The sequence below is a fragment of the Sphingomonas gilva genome, assembly GCF_003515075.1.
In the GTDB taxonomy this organism is placed as follows: Bacteria; Pseudomonadota; Alphaproteobacteria; order Sphingomonadales; family Sphingomonadaceae; genus Sphingomonas; species Sphingomonas gilva.
The window spans coordinates 476,241-490,496 of sequence record NZ_QWLV01000001.1 but is presented as its reverse complement, the minus strand read 5'-3'; the positions used below and the strand labels follow the sequence as shown (position 1 = coordinate 490,496).

General features: G+C 66.8%; 15 protein-coding genes. 9 read left to right on the top strand and 6 right to left on the bottom strand.

The annotated features are described in order from the left end of the window. The first annotated feature begins 112 nt into the window (after positions 1-112). The 3 genes from D1610_RS02405 to D1610_RS17495 are packed head-to-tail and all read left to right on the top strand — an operon-like array spanning position 113 to position 3,387. Positions 113-2,863, top strand: a complete 2,751-nt coding sequence (locus tag D1610_RS02405) for a [protein-PII] uridylyltransferase (protein ID WP_118862510.1) — start codon at positions 113-115, stop codon at positions 2,861-2,863. A gap of 15 nt (positions 2,864-2,878) precedes the next feature. Further along, on the top strand, positions 2,879-3,262 hold the full coding sequence (locus tag D1610_RS02400; protein ID WP_118862509.1) for a VOC family protein: 384 nt from the start codon (positions 2,879-2,881) through the stop codon (positions 3,260-3,262). Then, on the top strand, positions 3,259-3,387 hold the full coding sequence (locus D1610_RS17495; RefSeq protein WP_281268940.1) for a hypothetical protein: 129 nt from the start codon (positions 3,259-3,261) through the stop codon (positions 3,385-3,387). The genes D1610_RS02400 and D1610_RS17495 overlap by 4 nt, the downstream gene beginning before the upstream one ends. A gap of 85 nt (positions 3,388-3,472) precedes the next feature. On the opposite strand, the gene D1610_RS02395 is transcribed toward D1610_RS17495, so the two are convergent. The 6 genes from D1610_RS02395 to D1610_RS02370 form a co-directional block, all read right to left on the bottom strand. After that, positions 3,473-4,345 carry a glycoside hydrolase family 16 protein gene (locus D1610_RS02395; RefSeq protein WP_222926912.1) on the bottom strand — a complete coding sequence of 291 codons (873 nt, stop codon included), beginning with the start codon at positions 4,343-4,345 and terminating at the stop codon, positions 3,473-3,475. Next, the gene (gene infC, locus D1610_RS02390; protein WP_118862508.1) at positions 4,342-4,875 is read right to left on the bottom strand and encodes a translation initiation factor IF-3; all 534 of its coding nucleotides are present in this window, start codon (positions 4,873-4,875) and stop codon (positions 4,342-4,344) included. Before infC ends, D1610_RS02395 begins: the two co-directional genes overlap by 4 nt. A gap of 179 nt (positions 4,876-5,054) precedes the next feature. Then, positions 5,055-5,621: a Uma2 family endonuclease gene (locus D1610_RS02385; RefSeq protein ID WP_182466672.1), complete on the bottom strand. Its 567-nt coding sequence runs from the start codon at positions 5,619-5,621 to the stop codon at positions 5,055-5,057. A 10-nt stretch (positions 5,622-5,631) separates the two neighbouring features. Then, positions 5,632-7,623 (bottom strand): threonine--tRNA ligase, encoded by a 1,992-nt coding sequence (gene thrS, locus D1610_RS02380; RefSeq protein WP_118862506.1) that lies wholly within the window; start codon positions 7,621-7,623, stop codon positions 5,632-5,634. 209 nt (positions 7,624-7,832) lie between these two features. Further along, positions 7,833-8,207, bottom strand: coding sequence for a VOC family protein (locus D1610_RS02375; RefSeq protein ID WP_118862505.1), 375 nt, complete (start codon positions 8,205-8,207; stop codon positions 7,833-7,835). A gap of 3 nt (positions 8,208-8,210) precedes the next feature. Beyond that, positions 8,211-9,026 (bottom strand): LD-carboxypeptidase, encoded by an 816-nt coding sequence (locus D1610_RS02370; RefSeq protein ID WP_118862504.1) that lies wholly within the window; start codon positions 9,024-9,026, stop codon positions 8,211-8,213. 44 nt (positions 9,027-9,070) lie between these two features. Here D1610_RS02370 and D1610_RS02365 point away from each other — a divergent pair, with 44 nt between their 5' ends. The 6 genes from D1610_RS02365 (at position 9,071) to D1610_RS02340 (ending at position 14,250) form a co-directional block, all read left to right on the top strand. Beyond that, positions 9,071-10,441, top strand: coding sequence for a glutamate ligase domain-containing protein (locus D1610_RS02365; RefSeq protein WP_118862503.1), 1,371 nt, complete (start codon positions 9,071-9,073; stop codon positions 10,439-10,441). Positions 10,442-10,504: 63 nt separating this feature from the next. Then, positions 10,505-10,918 carry a hypothetical protein gene (locus D1610_RS02360; protein ID WP_118862502.1) on the top strand — a complete coding sequence of 138 codons (414 nt, stop codon included), beginning with the start codon at positions 10,505-10,507 and terminating at the stop codon, positions 10,916-10,918. Beyond that, entirely contained in the window at positions 10,915-11,124 is a 210-nt protein-coding gene (locus D1610_RS02355) for a helix-turn-helix transcriptional regulator (protein ID WP_118862501.1), read from the top strand. The genes D1610_RS02360 and D1610_RS02355 overlap by 4 nt, the downstream gene beginning before the upstream one ends. Continuing rightward, positions 11,121-12,005 carry an alpha/beta fold hydrolase gene (locus tag D1610_RS02350; protein ID WP_245941933.1) on the top strand — a complete coding sequence of 295 codons (885 nt, stop codon included), beginning with the start codon at positions 11,121-11,123 and terminating at the stop codon, positions 12,003-12,005. Before D1610_RS02355 ends, D1610_RS02350 begins: the two co-directional genes overlap by 4 nt. Before the next feature lie 68 nt (positions 12,006-12,073). Continuing rightward, a complete protein-coding gene (locus D1610_RS02345) occupies positions 12,074-13,177 on the top strand; it encodes a YjgN family protein (RefSeq protein ID WP_118862500.1) in 1,104 nt (367 codons plus the stop codon). Then, entirely contained in the window at positions 13,177-14,250 is a 1,074-nt protein-coding gene (locus D1610_RS02340) for a M48 family metallopeptidase (RefSeq protein WP_118862499.1), read from the top strand. The genes D1610_RS02345 and D1610_RS02340 overlap by 1 nt, the downstream gene beginning before the upstream one ends. Positions 14,251-14,256: the final 6 nt, after the last annotated feature.

The window sequence follows — 14,256 nt, the reverse complement described above, 5'->3', positions numbered from 1 at the left end:
AGTTCAGCGCGCGGCGTTCGCCAAGCATGCAAAAACTAATGGAAATCAAGCCGAAGGGATGGTTTTGCCGCGATGGGTGACGGCGCGGACGGTTGCGCCTATCTATCGCGGCATGTCGCAGCGTTTCGAAACCCTCGCCCATCGCCGCGCGATCGTCGACCGGCGCGCGCTCGCCGATCGGCTGGCCGCGCTGGAGGGAAGCGATACCGCGGCCCTGCGCCGGCAGGCGACGGCGGTGCTGAAGGCGGCGCTCGACGCCGGCCGCGCGGAGATCGACCAGCGGCTGCGCGAGCACCCTTCCAAAGGACTGGACGCCGCCGCCGCCCAGGCTTTCCTGGTCGATCAGCTGCTGCGGCTGCTCTATGATTTCACGACCCAGCGGCTCTATCGCAACAGCAATCCATCCGCCGCCGAACGCCTGCTGCTGATCGCGGTGGGCGGTTATGGCCGCGGCGAGATGGCGCCCTTTTCGGACGTCGATATCGGTTTCATCACGCCCTACAAGCAGACGCCCTGGGCCGAGCAGGTCATCGAATCGATGCTCTACAGCCTGTGGGATCTGGGGCTGAAGGTCGGCCATTCGTCCCGCTCGCTCGACGATATGGTGCGTCAGGCGAAGGGCGACCTCACCATCCGCACCGCGCTGCTGGAGGCGCGCTATGTCTGGGGCGACACCGAGCTCTATGACCAGGCGGCGGCGCGCTTCAAACGCGAGATCCAGTCCGGCACCGCCCGCGCCTTCATCGCCGACAAGCTCGCCGAACGCGACCAGCGTCACAAGAAGATGGGCGACAGCCGCTATGTCGTCGAACCCAATGTGAAAGAGGGCAAGGGCGGCCTTCGCGACCTCCACACGCTCTTCTGGATCGGCAAATACGCCTATAATGTCCGCTATGTGTCGGAGCTGGTCGAGGCCGGGCTGCTGACGCGCAAGGAATATCGCCAGTTCAACCGCGCCGAGAATTTCCTCTGGGCCGTGCGCTGCCACCTCCATTCGATCACCGGGCGGGCCGAGGAGCGGCTGACCTTCGACGTCCAGCGCGAGATCGCTCAGCGGATGCGCTATGCCGACCGGCCCGGCAAATCGCCGGTCGAGCGCTTCATGCAGCATTATTTTCTGCAGTCGAAGACCGTCGGCGACCTCACCGGCCTGTTCCTCGCCCATCTCGACGAGAAGTTCGCCGCGCGCGGACGGCGGATCGGGTTGCCGCGCATCCGCCGCAGCCCAGCCAAGCTCAACGGCTTCGTGCTCGATCGCGGGCGCCTGGCGTTGCCGCGCGAGCATTTCTTCGAGGAAGACCCCGTGCGGCTGATCGAGGCCTTCGCGCTGGCGGACAAGCACGGCCTTGAAATCCATCCGCTGACGATGCGCGCGGCGGCGCGCGACGCCAAGCTGATCGACGGCAAGATCCGCCGCGATCCCCGCGCCAATGCGTTGTTCCTCGACGTGCTGACCTCGCCGCGCGATCCAGAGACGGTGCTCAGATGGATGAACGAGGCTGGCGTGTTCGGCCGCTTCGTGCCCGATTTCGGCCGGGTGGTCGCGCAGATGCAGTTCGACATGTACCACCACTATACGGTCGATGAGCACACCATCCGCGCGGTCGGGCTGCTGTCGGAGATCGAGCGCGGCACCTTGAAGGGCGATCATCCGCTGTCGACCGCGATCGTCGGCCAGATCGTGTCGCGCCGCGTGCTCTATGTCGCGGTGCTGCTGCACGACATCGCCAAGGGCCGCGGCGGCGATCATTCGGTGCTGGGCGCCGAGGTGGCGGAGCGGCTTTGTCCCCGCCTGGGCCTCACGCCCGCCGAGACCGAAACGGTGGCGTGGCTGGTCCGGTGGCACCTGCTGATGTCGGCGACGGCGTTCAAGCGCGACCTTGCCGATTTCAAGACGGTGCTCGACTTCTGCGAGAAGGTTCAGAGCCCCGAACGGCTGCGTTTGCTGCTGGTGCTGACCGTCGTGGACATCCGCGCGGTCGGCCCCGGCGTGTGGAACGGATGGAAGAAGCAGCTGCTCTCCAACCTGTTCGAGGCTGCGGAAGAGGTGCTGCGCCTCGGCCACAAGCAGAAGGGCCGCGACGAGCGGATCGCCGCCAAGCAAACGGCCCTGCGCCGTCATCTCGGCTGGGACGAGGCGCGTTTCGCCACGCTGGTCCGCCGGCTCCCCCAGGCCTATTGGATCGCCGAGCCGTCCGATGTGCTCCAGCGCAATGCGCGGCTGGTGGCCGATGCGGGCGACACCCAGCTGTCGATCGCCGCGCAGGTCTATCCCGAGCGCGGGGCGACCCTGGTGACGGTCTACGCCGCCGACCATCCGGGCCTGTTCTACCGCGTCGCCGGCGCGATCCACGCCGCGGGCGGCAACATCATCGACGCGCGCATCCACACCACGCGCGACGGCATGGCACTCGACAATTTCCTGGTGCAGGACCCCGTCGGCGGGCCTTTCGACCAGCCCGAGCAGCTCACCCGGATCAAGCGCGCGATCGAGGATGCGCTGGCCAACCGCACGCGCCTTGCCGACCGTCTGCAGCAGCGCCCGCTGTCGCGTCCGCGCGCGGAGGCCTTCCCGATCGCGCCCGCCGTGCTGATCGACAACAAGGCGTCGAACCGATTCACCGTGATCGAGGTCAATGCGCGCGACCGGCCGGCGCTGCTCAACCAGCTCGCCCACGGCCTGTTCCAGTCGAAGGTGACGATCCATTCGGCGCATGTCGCGACCTATGGCGAGCGCGCGGTCGACACCTTCTATGTCACCGATCTGACCGGCGACAAGATTACCAACGGCCAGCGGCTGAAGGCGCTCGAGCGGCGCCTGCTCGAGGCCGCGGGCGGCGAGGCGCTGCAACAGGCGGCCTGAGAGAAGGAGGACGAGATGAGCGTGCAGGGGATTGGCGGATTGTTCTTCCGGGCGCGCGATCCCGACGCGCTCAACGCCTGGTATCGCGAGCATCTGGGCATCGGCGCTGGCTGTTGCGCCGAGGGAACGGACGATCCCGACGAATGGTTCTGGAAGACCGAAGGCGGCCCGACCGTGTTCGCCCCCTTCAAGGCGACCACCGATTATTTCGCCGCCGACAAGCAGTGGATGATCAACCTGCGCGTCACCGATCTCGAAGGCATGCTCGAACAATTGAACGCAAGCGGCATCGCGATCGAAACCCGCGACGAATGGGACACCCCCGAAACCGGCCGCTTCGCGCGTATCCACGATCCCGAAGGCAACGCCATCGAGCTGTGGGAGCCGCCGGCGACATGATGACCGCGGTCCTGGTCGTCATGGGGATGATCGCGGCGATGACATTGGTCTTCGTAGTGATCGCCCGGTCCGGCGGAAAGCCGCTGGATCGGAACGGCTTCGACGGCGACGGGGACGGGGACTGATCCGCCGCTCTTCAGGCCCATCCCTGCTTCCGCAGGGGCGACAGATATGGTGCCTCGGTTTAGAAAAGGCACAGCCTAGCGTGGGTCAGCCTTTCGGCTTCTGCCACACCCGCACATAGTCGATCGTCATCCGCGCCGGAAAGGTGGCGGCGTCGATGCCTTCGTCCGCACCCCACCCGCCGACCGCGACGTTCAGGATCAGATATTGCGGCGACGCGAAAGGCCAGGTGTCGTGATCGTCCTTCTTGTCGTTGTCGAACCGCATGAAGGCCTTGCCATCGACGCCGATCAGGATGCGATCCGCGTTCCAGTCGAGCTGGTAATTGTGGAACGCGGTGCAGGCGTCGGGCACCACCCTTTGCGCGGTCTTCTGCGTCTTGATGACGTGGTTGTAGGCCTTGGTGTGGACCGATCCGTGGACGGTGCCCGGCGTCTGGCCGACATGCTCCATGATGTCGATCTCACCCAATCCGGGCCAGTCGGCGCTCTCGTCGATGCCGAGCATCCAGATCGCCGGCCAGCTGCCCTTGCCGCAGGCGAGCTTCGCGCGCACCTCGATGAAGCCATAGGTCCAGTCGGCGACGCCGCGGGTGAACAGCTTGGCGGAGGTGTAGTCCTGCCCGCCATGATCGGCCGCACCCTCCGGCCGCTCGCGCCGCGCCTCGATCGTCAGCATGCCGCCTTCGACGCGGGAATTCTCGGTCCGCCCCGCGGCGTAATATTGCAGCTCGTTGTTCCACCAGCCGTCCTTGTTGCGGCTGGTGTCGTAGCGCCACTTGGCGGGATCGGGCAGGCCGGGCTTGTCGAACTCGTCGCCCCACACCTGCACATAGCCCTCGGGCACCGCGATCGGCTCGTCGGTGGAGGCGGGCGTCGGCGGCGGCGCGACGGTCTGCGCGGCCGCGCCCGCCGGCAGCACCGCCGAAGCGGCCAGGGCGAGCGCGGCGCGGCGCGTCACTTGGGCGCGAGCACCATCAGCATCTGGCGGCCTTCCATGCGCGGATAGGCCTCGACCTTCGCCGTCTCGGCGGTGTCGGCCTGGACGCGCTGGAGCAGCGCCATGCCGAGCTGGCCATGCGACAGCTCGCGGCCGCGGAAGCGCAGGGTGATCTTCACCTTGTCGCCCTCGTCGATGAACTGGGCGACCTTCTTCATCTTGGTGTCGTAATCATGGTCGTCGATGTTCGGACGCATCTTGATCTCCTTGATCTCCTGCGTCTTCTGCGACTTCCGGGCGATGTTCGCCTTTTTCTGCGCCTCGTACTTGAACTTGCCGACATCGAGGAACTTGGCGACGGGCGGATCGGCATTGGGCGACACCTCGACCAGGTCGAGGCCGACTTCCTGGGCCTGTTCGAACGCTTCGCGCGTGAACATCACGCCCAGATTCTCGCCATTCTCGTCAATCACCCGCACCTTGGGCGATTGAATGAACTGGTTGAATCGGGGGCCGTTCATCGGCGGCGGCGCCAGCGGGCGCCGGGTCATCGGAGGACGTATGGTTGTAACTCCCGTGGTGATTCCGGATTGCGATTGCGGCGAGCATAGCCGAGCGTGGCCCGCGCGGCTAGGCCGCGCCCACGCGGTCCGGGCGATTTAGCGCCCGGTGCGGCTCAACCGCCACGCTCCATATCGGGTGGCGCGGCCTCATCCACAAGCCGCGCGGATCAATCGAGCGTGTCGAGCCGGATGGCGATTGACGGCAGCATCGCCGATACCGTGTCGTGCGCCTCATATTCCCGGACATCGCAATAGGCGCCCTCCACCGGATCCCGGTGCACACGGATGGTCTTGCGCACGGCGTCCACAACCCAATATTCACGCACACACGCTTCCGCATATAGCCGCGCCTTGACGCGAAGGTCGTAGCCGATCGAAGAAACCGCGACCTCGATCACCAGAAGCAGATCGGGGCCGCGCACCTCCTGCGATTCGATCGTACGGGGCCAAATGGCGATATCGGGTTCGACAAAGGTGATTTCCGACAGAGCGACCGATGGTTCGACGAACAAGGCCGTGTCCGCAGGCTTTGCGAGCACGAGCGCCTCGTTCAGCCTCGATTTCATCCATTCATGGTGGCTGAATTTCGCCGCCGCCATCGGCACGATCTCCCCCTCGATCAGTTCGAAATTCTCGCCCTCGGAGATCACGCCCGCTTCCTGGAGCGCATAGACGTCCGCCACCGTCAGGCGGGCCGGGATCAGCCCCTTTTGCACATTCTGGAACACGGTCATGGCCGTAAGCCTAACACAGATCGGGCGGGGTCGCATCCTTCACCAGCCGCGCGATCAGTTCGTCCAGCCCGACCACCTCCTGCCGGGCGCCTTCGCCGAGCGGGCGAAGTGCGATGGTGCGCTCTTCCGCCTCGCGCTTGCCGACGACGAGCAGCGCGGGAACCTTGGCCAGCGAGTGTTCGCGCACCTTGTAGTTGATCTTCTCGTTCCTGAGGTCGGTCTCGACGCGGAGACCGGCGGCGGCGAGTTTTTCGGCCACGACCTTCGCATAGTCGTCGGCATCGCTGACGATCGTCGCGACCACCGCCTGCACCGACGCGAGCCACATCGGCAGGCGGCCGGCGAAATGCTCGATCAGGATGCCGATGAAGCGTTCATAGCTGCCGAAGATCGCACGGTGGAGCATGATCGGGCGGTGGCGCTCGCCATCTTCGCCGACATAGCTGGCGTCGAGCCGGTCGGGCAGCACGCGGTCCGACTGGATGGTGCCGACCTGCCAGGTGCGGCCGATCGCGTCGGTCAGGTGCCATTCGAGCTTGGGCGCGTAGAAGGCGCCCTCGCCCGGCAGTTCCTCCCAGCCATATTCCTCGGTCGCGAGCCCGGCCTCGATCACCGCGTTGCGCAGCTCGGCCTCGGACAGGTCCCACATCTCCTCACTGCCGAAGCGCTTCTCCGGGCGCAGCGCGAGTTTGATCGCGTAGGTGAAGCCGAAATCCTTGTAGATGCGGTCGGCCAGCTCGCAGAACGCGCGGACTTCACCCACGATCTGGTCCTCGCGGCAGAAGATATGGGCATCGTCCTGGGTGAACTGGCGCACGCGCATCAGCCCGTGGAGCGCGCCGTGCGGCTCGTTCCTGTGGCAGCAGCCATTCTCGTAGAGGCGCAAGGGCAGATCGCGGTAGGACTTGATGCCCTGGCGGAAGATCAGCACATGCGCGGGGCAGTTCATCGGCTTCAGCGCCATCCACTCGGCGTCGTCGGATACGATCGGGCCCTCCTCCTCGGTGTTGGGCACCTCGTCGGGGATGACGAACATATTCTCGCGATACTTGCCCCAATGGCCCGACTGCTCCCACTGACGCGCGTCCATCACCTGCGGGGTCTTCACCTCCTTGTAGCCCGCGCCGTCGATGGCGCGGCGCATATAGGCCTCCAGCTCGCGCCAGATGACATAGCCCTTGGGGTGCCAGAAGACGCTGCCGTGCGCCTCCGCCTGGAGGTGGAACAGGTCCATCTCCTGCCCCAGCTTGCGATGGTCGCGCTTCGCCGCCTCCTCCAGCCGGACGAGATGCTGGTCGAGCTGCTTCTTGTTCAGCCAGCCGGTGCCGTAGATGCGGCTGAGCATCGCGTTCTTCTGGTCGCCGCGCCAGTATGCGCCCGATACGCGCGTCAGCTTGAACGCCTGCGGATCGAGCTTGCCCGTCGAGGCGAGGTGCGGCCCGCGGCACATGTCAAGCCACGCGCCGGCGCGGTAGACCGTCAGCTCCTCGCCCTCGGGCAGTTCGGCGGCCCATTCGGCCTTGAACGTCTCGCCCGTCTCGGTCCAGCGCTTGATCAGGTCGGCGCGGCTCCACACTTCGCGGACGAGCTTCTCGTCGCGGGCGATGACCGCGCGCATCTCGGCCTCGATCGCGGGCAGGTCCTCTTCGGTGAAGGGGCGATCCTTGGGCGCGAAGTCATAATAGAAGCCGTCGTCCGTCGCGGGGCCGAAAGTAATCTGCGTGCCGGGGAACAGGTTCTGCACCGCCTCGGCCAGCACATGCGCATAGTCGTGGCGCACCAGCTCCAGCGCATCGGCCTCGTCGCGCGCGGTGATCAGCGCGAGCTCAGCGTCGCCTTCGAACGGCCGATTGAGATCGCGCACCTCGCCGTCCACTCGCGCCGCCAGCGCCGCCTTGGCCAGGCCCGGCCCGATCGCCGCGGCGACGTCCGCCGGGGTGGTCCCCGGAGCCACCTCGCGGACGGAACCGTCGGGCAGCGTGAGGCGGAACATCTCGGACATGGGTGTGGTGGGCCTTTGTGTATGTTGCTTAAGACGCGGGCTTATGCCGCGCCTGCCGATATAGGCAAGCGGATCGCGGATTTAACGCCAAGCCGCTATACCGTCACCCCGGACCTGTTCCGGGGTCCATCCCTCCACAGGCACGGCATACGCTTGTGGCGTGATGGATGCCGGAACAAGTCCGGCATGACGGTGATAGTTCTTAGGTTTCAGCTAGTCCCGTGAAACACCGCTTCGATATTGTGGCCGTCGGGATCGCGCACGAACGCGCCGTAATAGCCCGGGTGATAATGCGGCCGAAGCCCCGGCGCACCGTTATCTTCGCCACCCGCCAATAACGCCTCCCTGTGAAACGCGTCCACCATCTCGCGGTTGGCAGCTCCCACCGCGACGTGAAGTTTGCCCTGTGTCGGATCGTTATGTGCGATCCAGAACCATGGCCGCGTATCGCCATATCCCGCGACCGGTACCTCTCCGTCGACCATGTCGAACAGGCGACGGACGCCAAGCGGCGCGAACGCCCGATCATAGAAGCGGATTGAACGTACGAAATCCGCTACGCCAAAGGTAATGTGGTCAAGCACGCATCACCCCCGCATCCCGAAGGGCACCACCCAGTTATCGCGCATATGCCCCACCTGCGCGCGGCCGAGATAGGGCACGCCCATCACGCGCGCCCATTTTTCGAACATCGGCTCGACCTCCTCGCCGAACGCGACGTCGTTCTCGACGATGTCGGTCACCCCGCCCAGCCGCAGCCCGGCGATGCCCTTCAGCTGGGTCGATTGCGACAGCTGCCACAGCATCCGGTCCATCCGGTAATGCGGCTCGCCCACCTCCTCGATCAGCAGCACATGGTCGGTCAGGTCGGGCAGCCAGGGCGTGCCGATCATCGCGGTGAGGATCGACAGGTTGAACGCGGCCGCCGGACGATCGCCCAGCCCCGGCTCCAGGCCGCGCGTGCCCCCGGTCAGCCAGTCGAGCGAGCGGGTGACCGTCTTGTCGCCGCCGCCCGTCCCCATGTCGATCAGCATCGGCCCGTGCGCGACGCGGCCCACGCGGCGCGCGTACATCGCGCCGAGCATGAACCCCATGTCCGAATAGCCGATATAGCGCTTGCGATAGGCGGCGGGCTTCAGCGCCGGCATGATCTCGTCGAGGATGCGGTTGGAGCCGTATCCGCCGCGCGCGAACCAGATCGCGTCGAACGCGGGATCGTTGGCGTAGCGCAGGAAGGTCTCCGCCCGCAGCTCGTCCGGCCCGGCGAAATGCCCGGCCTCGGCGAAGCATTGCGGATCGATCACCAGATCGACCGATGGAAAGACGATCGCGGCGAACGCCAGCACGCGCGCCGCCACCTCTTCCTTTATCGCCCGCGCGGGGGCGACGACCCCAATCCGCATGTCCGCTCCTTGCCCTCGCTCGTCACCGCCGATAGCGCGTGCGGATGATCGACGGCAAATCCTTCTTCCTCGTGGGCATCGGCGGCAGCGGCATGATGCCCCTGGCGGCGATCCTCAAAGGACGCGGCGCGGACGTCTCCGGCTCCGACCGCGGCCTCGATGCGGGACGCGTCCCGGCCAAGTTCGACTATCTGCGCTCGCTCGGCATCGGCCTTTTTCCGCAGGACGGCAGCGGAGTGCAGGCCGAGCAGATCGTCGTCGCCTCGGCCGCGGTGGAGGACAGCGTGGCGGACATCGTGCGGGCGACCGAACTGGGTTGCCGGCGGATGCGCCGCGCGGACCTGCTGGCCGAGCTGTTCAACGCGGCGAAGCTGCCGGTAGCGGTGGGCGGCACCAGCGGCAAATCGACCGTCACGGGCATGATCGCCTGGATCCTCCACGCGACCGGCCGCGATCCCACGGTGATGAACGGCGCGGTGATGACCAACTTCGCTCGCGCCGACGCGGCGTTCGCCTCGGCCTTGGTCGGCAGGGGCGACGCCTTCGTCAGCGAGGTCGATGAAAGCGACGGATCGATCGCGCTCTACCGCCCGCGAATCGCGGTGCTCAACAATGTGAGCCTCGACCATAAATCGATGGACGAGCTGCGCACGCTGTTCGGCGATTTCCTCCGTCGGGCGGAAACCGCGATCGTCAACATCGACAATGCGGAGGCCGCGGCCTTGGCGCCCGCGGGCGCGGTGACGGTGGCGATCGACCGCGATGCGGACCTGCGCGCGACGGACATCGTCGAGCGGCCCTTCGCGGCGGCGTTCGACCTGATCGCGGATGGCGGCACGCATCAGGTCACGCTCGCCGTCCCCGGCCGCCACAACGTCGCCAACGCCCTCGCCGCGCTTGCCGCCGCCCGCGCCGCAGGCGTGCCGCTGCCCGAAGCCGCGCGCGTCATCGCCGGCTTCACCGGATTGAAGCGCCGCTTCGAACGGGTCGGAACGGCCAACGGCGTCACCGTGATCGACGATTTCGGGCACAACCCGGACAAGATCGCCGCGACGCTCGACACGCTCCACGCCTTTCCCGGCCGGCTGCTGATCCTGTTCCAGCCGCACGGCTACGGCCCGCTGAAGGTGATGCGCGCCGAACTCGCCGCGATGTTTCGCGAGAGGCTGGGGGCGGAGGACGTGCTGGTCCTGCCCGATCCGGTCTATCAGGGCGGCACCGTCGCGCGCGAGGTGACCAGCGCCGATCTGGTCGCCGACATCGCCGGCAATGCGCGCCACATTCCCGACCGTGCCGAGGCGGCCGCTTACCTCACCGGCCTCGCCCGGCCTGACGACCGCATCATCGTAATGGGCGCGCGCGATGACACGCTCAGCCTGCTCGCGCAAAGCATGCTTGCCGATTTGGAAAGCTAGCTTGACATGGAAAGTGGACTTGTCGTAAAGCGTCCTTGACATATTCGTCGAGGAGCCCTGACCATGCCAACCACACCCGCGGGCCGCCGCTATCTCAAGCGGTTCGTGCCTACCATGACTGCTTATGTCGCCGCGCTGTTCGTTTCCAACCGGGTTGCCGCGGTCTGGCAGCCGGAGGGCGCCGCGCTGATCGCGCTCTCGTTCCTGCCAGCGCTGCCGATCATCGGCGTGATCATCGTCATCGGTCTCTATCTGGCCGAAGAGAGCGACGAATATCTGCGCCACCGCATTGTCGTCTCGATGCTGGTCGGACTTGGGTTGATGCTGTCGGTCACGACGGCCTGGGGGTTTTTGGAAGAGAGCGGCGTCGTGCCGCACGTGCCGGCCTATTTCGCCTTCATCCTGTGGTGCGCCGGCTGGGGCGCGGCGCAGTGCGTGCTCGCGTTGCGCGAACGTGTCCAGGGCGACGCCGCATGAAGAACAGCCTCCGCGTGCTGCGCGCCGAGCGCGGCTGGAGCCAGCAGGATCTGGCCGAGCGGCTGGAGGTCTCACGCCAGAGCGTCAATGCGATCGAGACCGGCCGCTACGATCCCTCGCTTCCCCTCGCCTTCAGGATCGCCGACCTGTTCGGGCTGACGATCGAGGCGATCTTCACCAACCCCGCCAAGGACACAGAGCAATGATTCGCACCGCATTCGCCGCCATCGCCCTGGCCCTCGCGCTTCCGCTGTCCCCCGCTTCCGCGCAGGACGCCATACCCGCCGGCGCAACCGGCATCGTCCGCATGGAGCATATCTCGGTGATCTCGATCGGCGAAGGGGAGCCCGTCGTCCTGATCCCCGGCCTCTCCAGCCCCCGCGCGGTATGGGACGGGATCGCGCCCGAGCTCGCCAGGACCCACCGCGTGCTGCTGGTGCAGGTCAACGGGTTCGCCGGGGACGATCCCGGCGCGAACGTCAAGCCCGGCGTGCTCGACGGGGTCATCGCCGATCTCGACAAGCTGATCGCGCGCGAGAAGCTGGAAAAACCCGCGATCATCGGCCATTCGATGGGCGGCCTCGTCGGCATGATGCTGGCGAGCCGCCATCCCGATCGGGTCGGGCGGTTGATGGTGGTAGACGCCCTGCCCTTCATCGGCACGCTGTTCGGCGCCAAGGATGTCGCCGGCATCATCGCGCGATCCGAGCAGATGCGCGACATGATGCTCGCCGCCAAGCGCATGCCGACGCCGGTCACCACCGATCCCGGCGGGATCTGGTCTAACACGCCCGAGGGCCGCATCCGGATCGCCAACTGGTCGGCGAAGACCGATGCGCGCGTCAGCGCGCAGGCGATGCACGAGGTGATGACCACCGACATCCGCCCCGAGCTGGCGAAGATCGCCGCCAGGCCCTTCACCGTACTCTACGCGACCGGCGGCGGCCCGCAGGCGACCGCCATCTGGCAGCGCGAATATGCCGGATCACCCGCGACGCTGGTGGCGGTGCCCGACAGCTACCACTTCGTCATGCTCGACCAGCCGACACGCTTCGCCGCGGAGGTGGAGGCGTTCCTCGCGCAGTAACCCGTTGACCTCGCGGCCCGTCTCCGCTCCAAAGGCAAGAGGCGGGCCAGAGCATCCGGGGGGACGAGTTGGACGACGACAGCCAGGCGGATTCCGCCTTCGCATTCACCGGCGACTGGCGCGAATTTGCGCCGATCGCCTTCACCAACCTGCTGCTGACCATCGTCACGCTGGGCATCTACCGCTTCTGGGCGACCGCGCGCGAGCGGCGCTATCTGTGGAGCCGCACGCGCTTCATCGACGACCGGCTGGAATGGACCGGCACGGGGCTGGAGCTGTTCATCGGCTTCCTGCTGGTGTTCGCGCTGCTGTTCCTGCCGCTGCTGCTGCTCAATTTCGTGCTGCAGGGGCTGGTGTTCCGCGATCGGCCGGGCATCGCCGCCGCCATCGTCGTCATCGTCTATGTGCTGATCTTCTATCTGGTCGGCGTCGCGCGCTTCCGGGCGCTGCGCTATCGCCTCAGCCGCACCTATTGGCACGGCATCCGCGGCGGCGCCGATGATCCGGGCTTCGCCTATGGCTGGTCCTATCTGTGGAAGACGTTCGTCGGCTATCTCGCGATCGGCCTGATGGTGCCCTGGTCGATGACCAGCCTGTGGAACGAGCGCTGGCGCCACATGAGCTACGGTCCGCACAGGTTCGTCTCGGAGGCGCAGTGGGGCAATATTTTCCTGCGCTACCTGATCTTCTATCTCTCGCCGATCGTGCTGTTCGTCCTCTTCCTCGTCTTCGTGTTCATCGGCGGGCTGGCGTTCGGCATGTCGGGGGGCTTCGATCCCTCCACACCGCCCAATGAGGGCGTGGTGTTCGCCTTCATCGTCGCGGCGGCGATCTTCTATCTGGTGTTCTTCGTCGTGATGGGCGTGATCGCGATGATCTACTACTCGGCCTTCTACCGCGAGGCGGTGGGCGCGCTCAGCCTGTCCGATCTCGACTTCGCCTTCACCGCGCGGACGATGGATTGGATCAAGCTGTTCGTCGGCAACGTCGCGCTGGTGATCTTCACCCTCGGGATCGGCATCATCTTCCTGCGCTATCGCAACTGGAAGTTCTTCATCGATCATCTGGAGGCGACCGGCGAGATCAACCTCGATCAGCTGACCCAGTCCGCCACGCGCGAGCCGGGCCAGGGCGAAGGGCTGCTCGACGCGTTCGATATCGGCGCGATCTGATGGCCGTGACGGCGTGGCATTATGACGGGCGGAGCGCGATCCGCCGCCGCGTCGAGCTCAGGCCCGAAGGCGACGGCTTCGTCCTGGTCGAAGGCGATGCGGCGCACGGCCCCTTCGCCTGGAGCGATCTGACCGGCCGAGGCATGCAGGACGGCGCGGCGGTCTACGCGCACCGCACGCTCGACGGTTGGCGGCTGGGGCTCGACGGCGAGATCCCGCCCGACATCGCCGCGCGCCTGCCGCGCGAGGAACGCTATGGCCGGCTGATCGACCGCATCGGCCTGTGGAAGGCGAGCGCGGCGTTCGCCGTCATCGCCGTGCTGGCGCTCACCGGCGTCTATTTCGCTCCCGCGGCGATCGCGCCGCTGATCCCGCCGTCGTTCGAGCGCAGGATGGGCGACGCGATGGTCGGCGATTTCGGCGGCCGCTTCTGCGCCGCGCCCGAAGGACAGGCGGCGCTCGCCAAGCTCGTGCGCCGGATCGATCCCGAGGGTGGCGACTTGGATGTCCGCGTCGCCAATATCGGCATGGTCAACGCGGTCGCGCTTCCCGGCGGCAAGATCATCATCTTCGACCAGCTGCTGCGCGAGGCGGAGAGCCCCGACGAGGTCGCGGGCGTGCTGGGGCATGAGATCGGCCATGTCCGCAACCGCGACGTGATGCAGGCGCTGCTGCGCCAGCTCGGCCTGTCGGTGGTGCTCGGCGGCGTGCAGGGCGATGCCGGCGGCTATCTGAACGCGGTGATCGGCTTGACCTATACCCGCGCGGCGGAGGCGCGGGCGGACGGCTATGCGATCGAATCGCTGCGCATGGCGGACGTCAGCCCGGTCGCCACCGCCGCCTTCTTCCGCCGCCTGGCCCGCTTCGAGCCCGGCGACGGCCGCGCCGCGACGATGCTCGGCTATGTCAGCAGCCACCCCCTCTCCCGCGCCCGCGAACGCACCTTCCGCGCCGCGGCCGAAAAGGGCGCCAACTACACGCCCGCCCTAACCACCGAGGAATGGATCGCGCTGCGCCGCATCTGCCGCGACGATCCCAAGGCGGCGCGCGACGACAGCTTCGGGCCGTTTTGAAACGCA

Coding starts and splice junctions, on each gene's coding strand:
- D1610_RS17495 (WP_281268940.1), top strand. CDS start 3,259: ATGATGACCGCGGTCCTGGTCGTCATGGGGATGATCGCGGCGATGACA.
- D1610_RS02350 (WP_245941933.1), top strand. CDS start 11,121: ATGATTCGCACCGCATTCGCCGCCATCGCCCTGGCCCTCGCGCTTCCG.
- D1610_RS02385 (WP_182466672.1), bottom strand. CDS start 5,621: ATGACCGTGTTCCAGAATGTGCAAAAGGGGCTGATCCCGGCCCGCCTG.
- infC (WP_118862508.1), bottom strand. CDS start 4,875: ATGACCCGGCGCCCGCTGGCGCCGCCGCCGATGAACGGCCCCCGATTC.
- D1610_RS02340 (WP_118862499.1), top strand. CDS start 13,177: ATGGCCGTGACGGCGTGGCATTATGACGGGCGGAGCGCGATCCGCCGC.
- D1610_RS02405 (WP_118862510.1), top strand. CDS start 113: ATGTCGCAGCGTTTCGAAACCCTCGCCCATCGCCGCGCGATCGTCGAC.
- D1610_RS02370 (WP_118862504.1), bottom strand. CDS start 9,026: ATGCGGATTGGGGTCGTCGCCCCCGCGCGGGCGATAAAGGAAGAGGTG.
- D1610_RS02360 (WP_118862502.1), top strand. CDS start 10,505: ATGCCAACCACACCCGCGGGCCGCCGCTATCTCAAGCGGTTCGTGCCT.
- D1610_RS02355 (WP_118862501.1), top strand. CDS start 10,915: ATGAAGAACAGCCTCCGCGTGCTGCGCGCCGAGCGCGGCTGGAGCCAG.
- D1610_RS02365 (WP_118862503.1), top strand. CDS start 9,071: ATGATCGACGGCAAATCCTTCTTCCTCGTGGGCATCGGCGGCAGCGGC.
- thrS (WP_118862506.1), bottom strand. CDS start 7,623: ATGTCCGAGATGTTCCGCCTCACGCTGCCCGACGGTTCCGTCCGCGAG.
- D1610_RS02400 (WP_118862509.1), top strand. CDS start 2,879: ATGAGCGTGCAGGGGATTGGCGGATTGTTCTTCCGGGCGCGCGATCCC.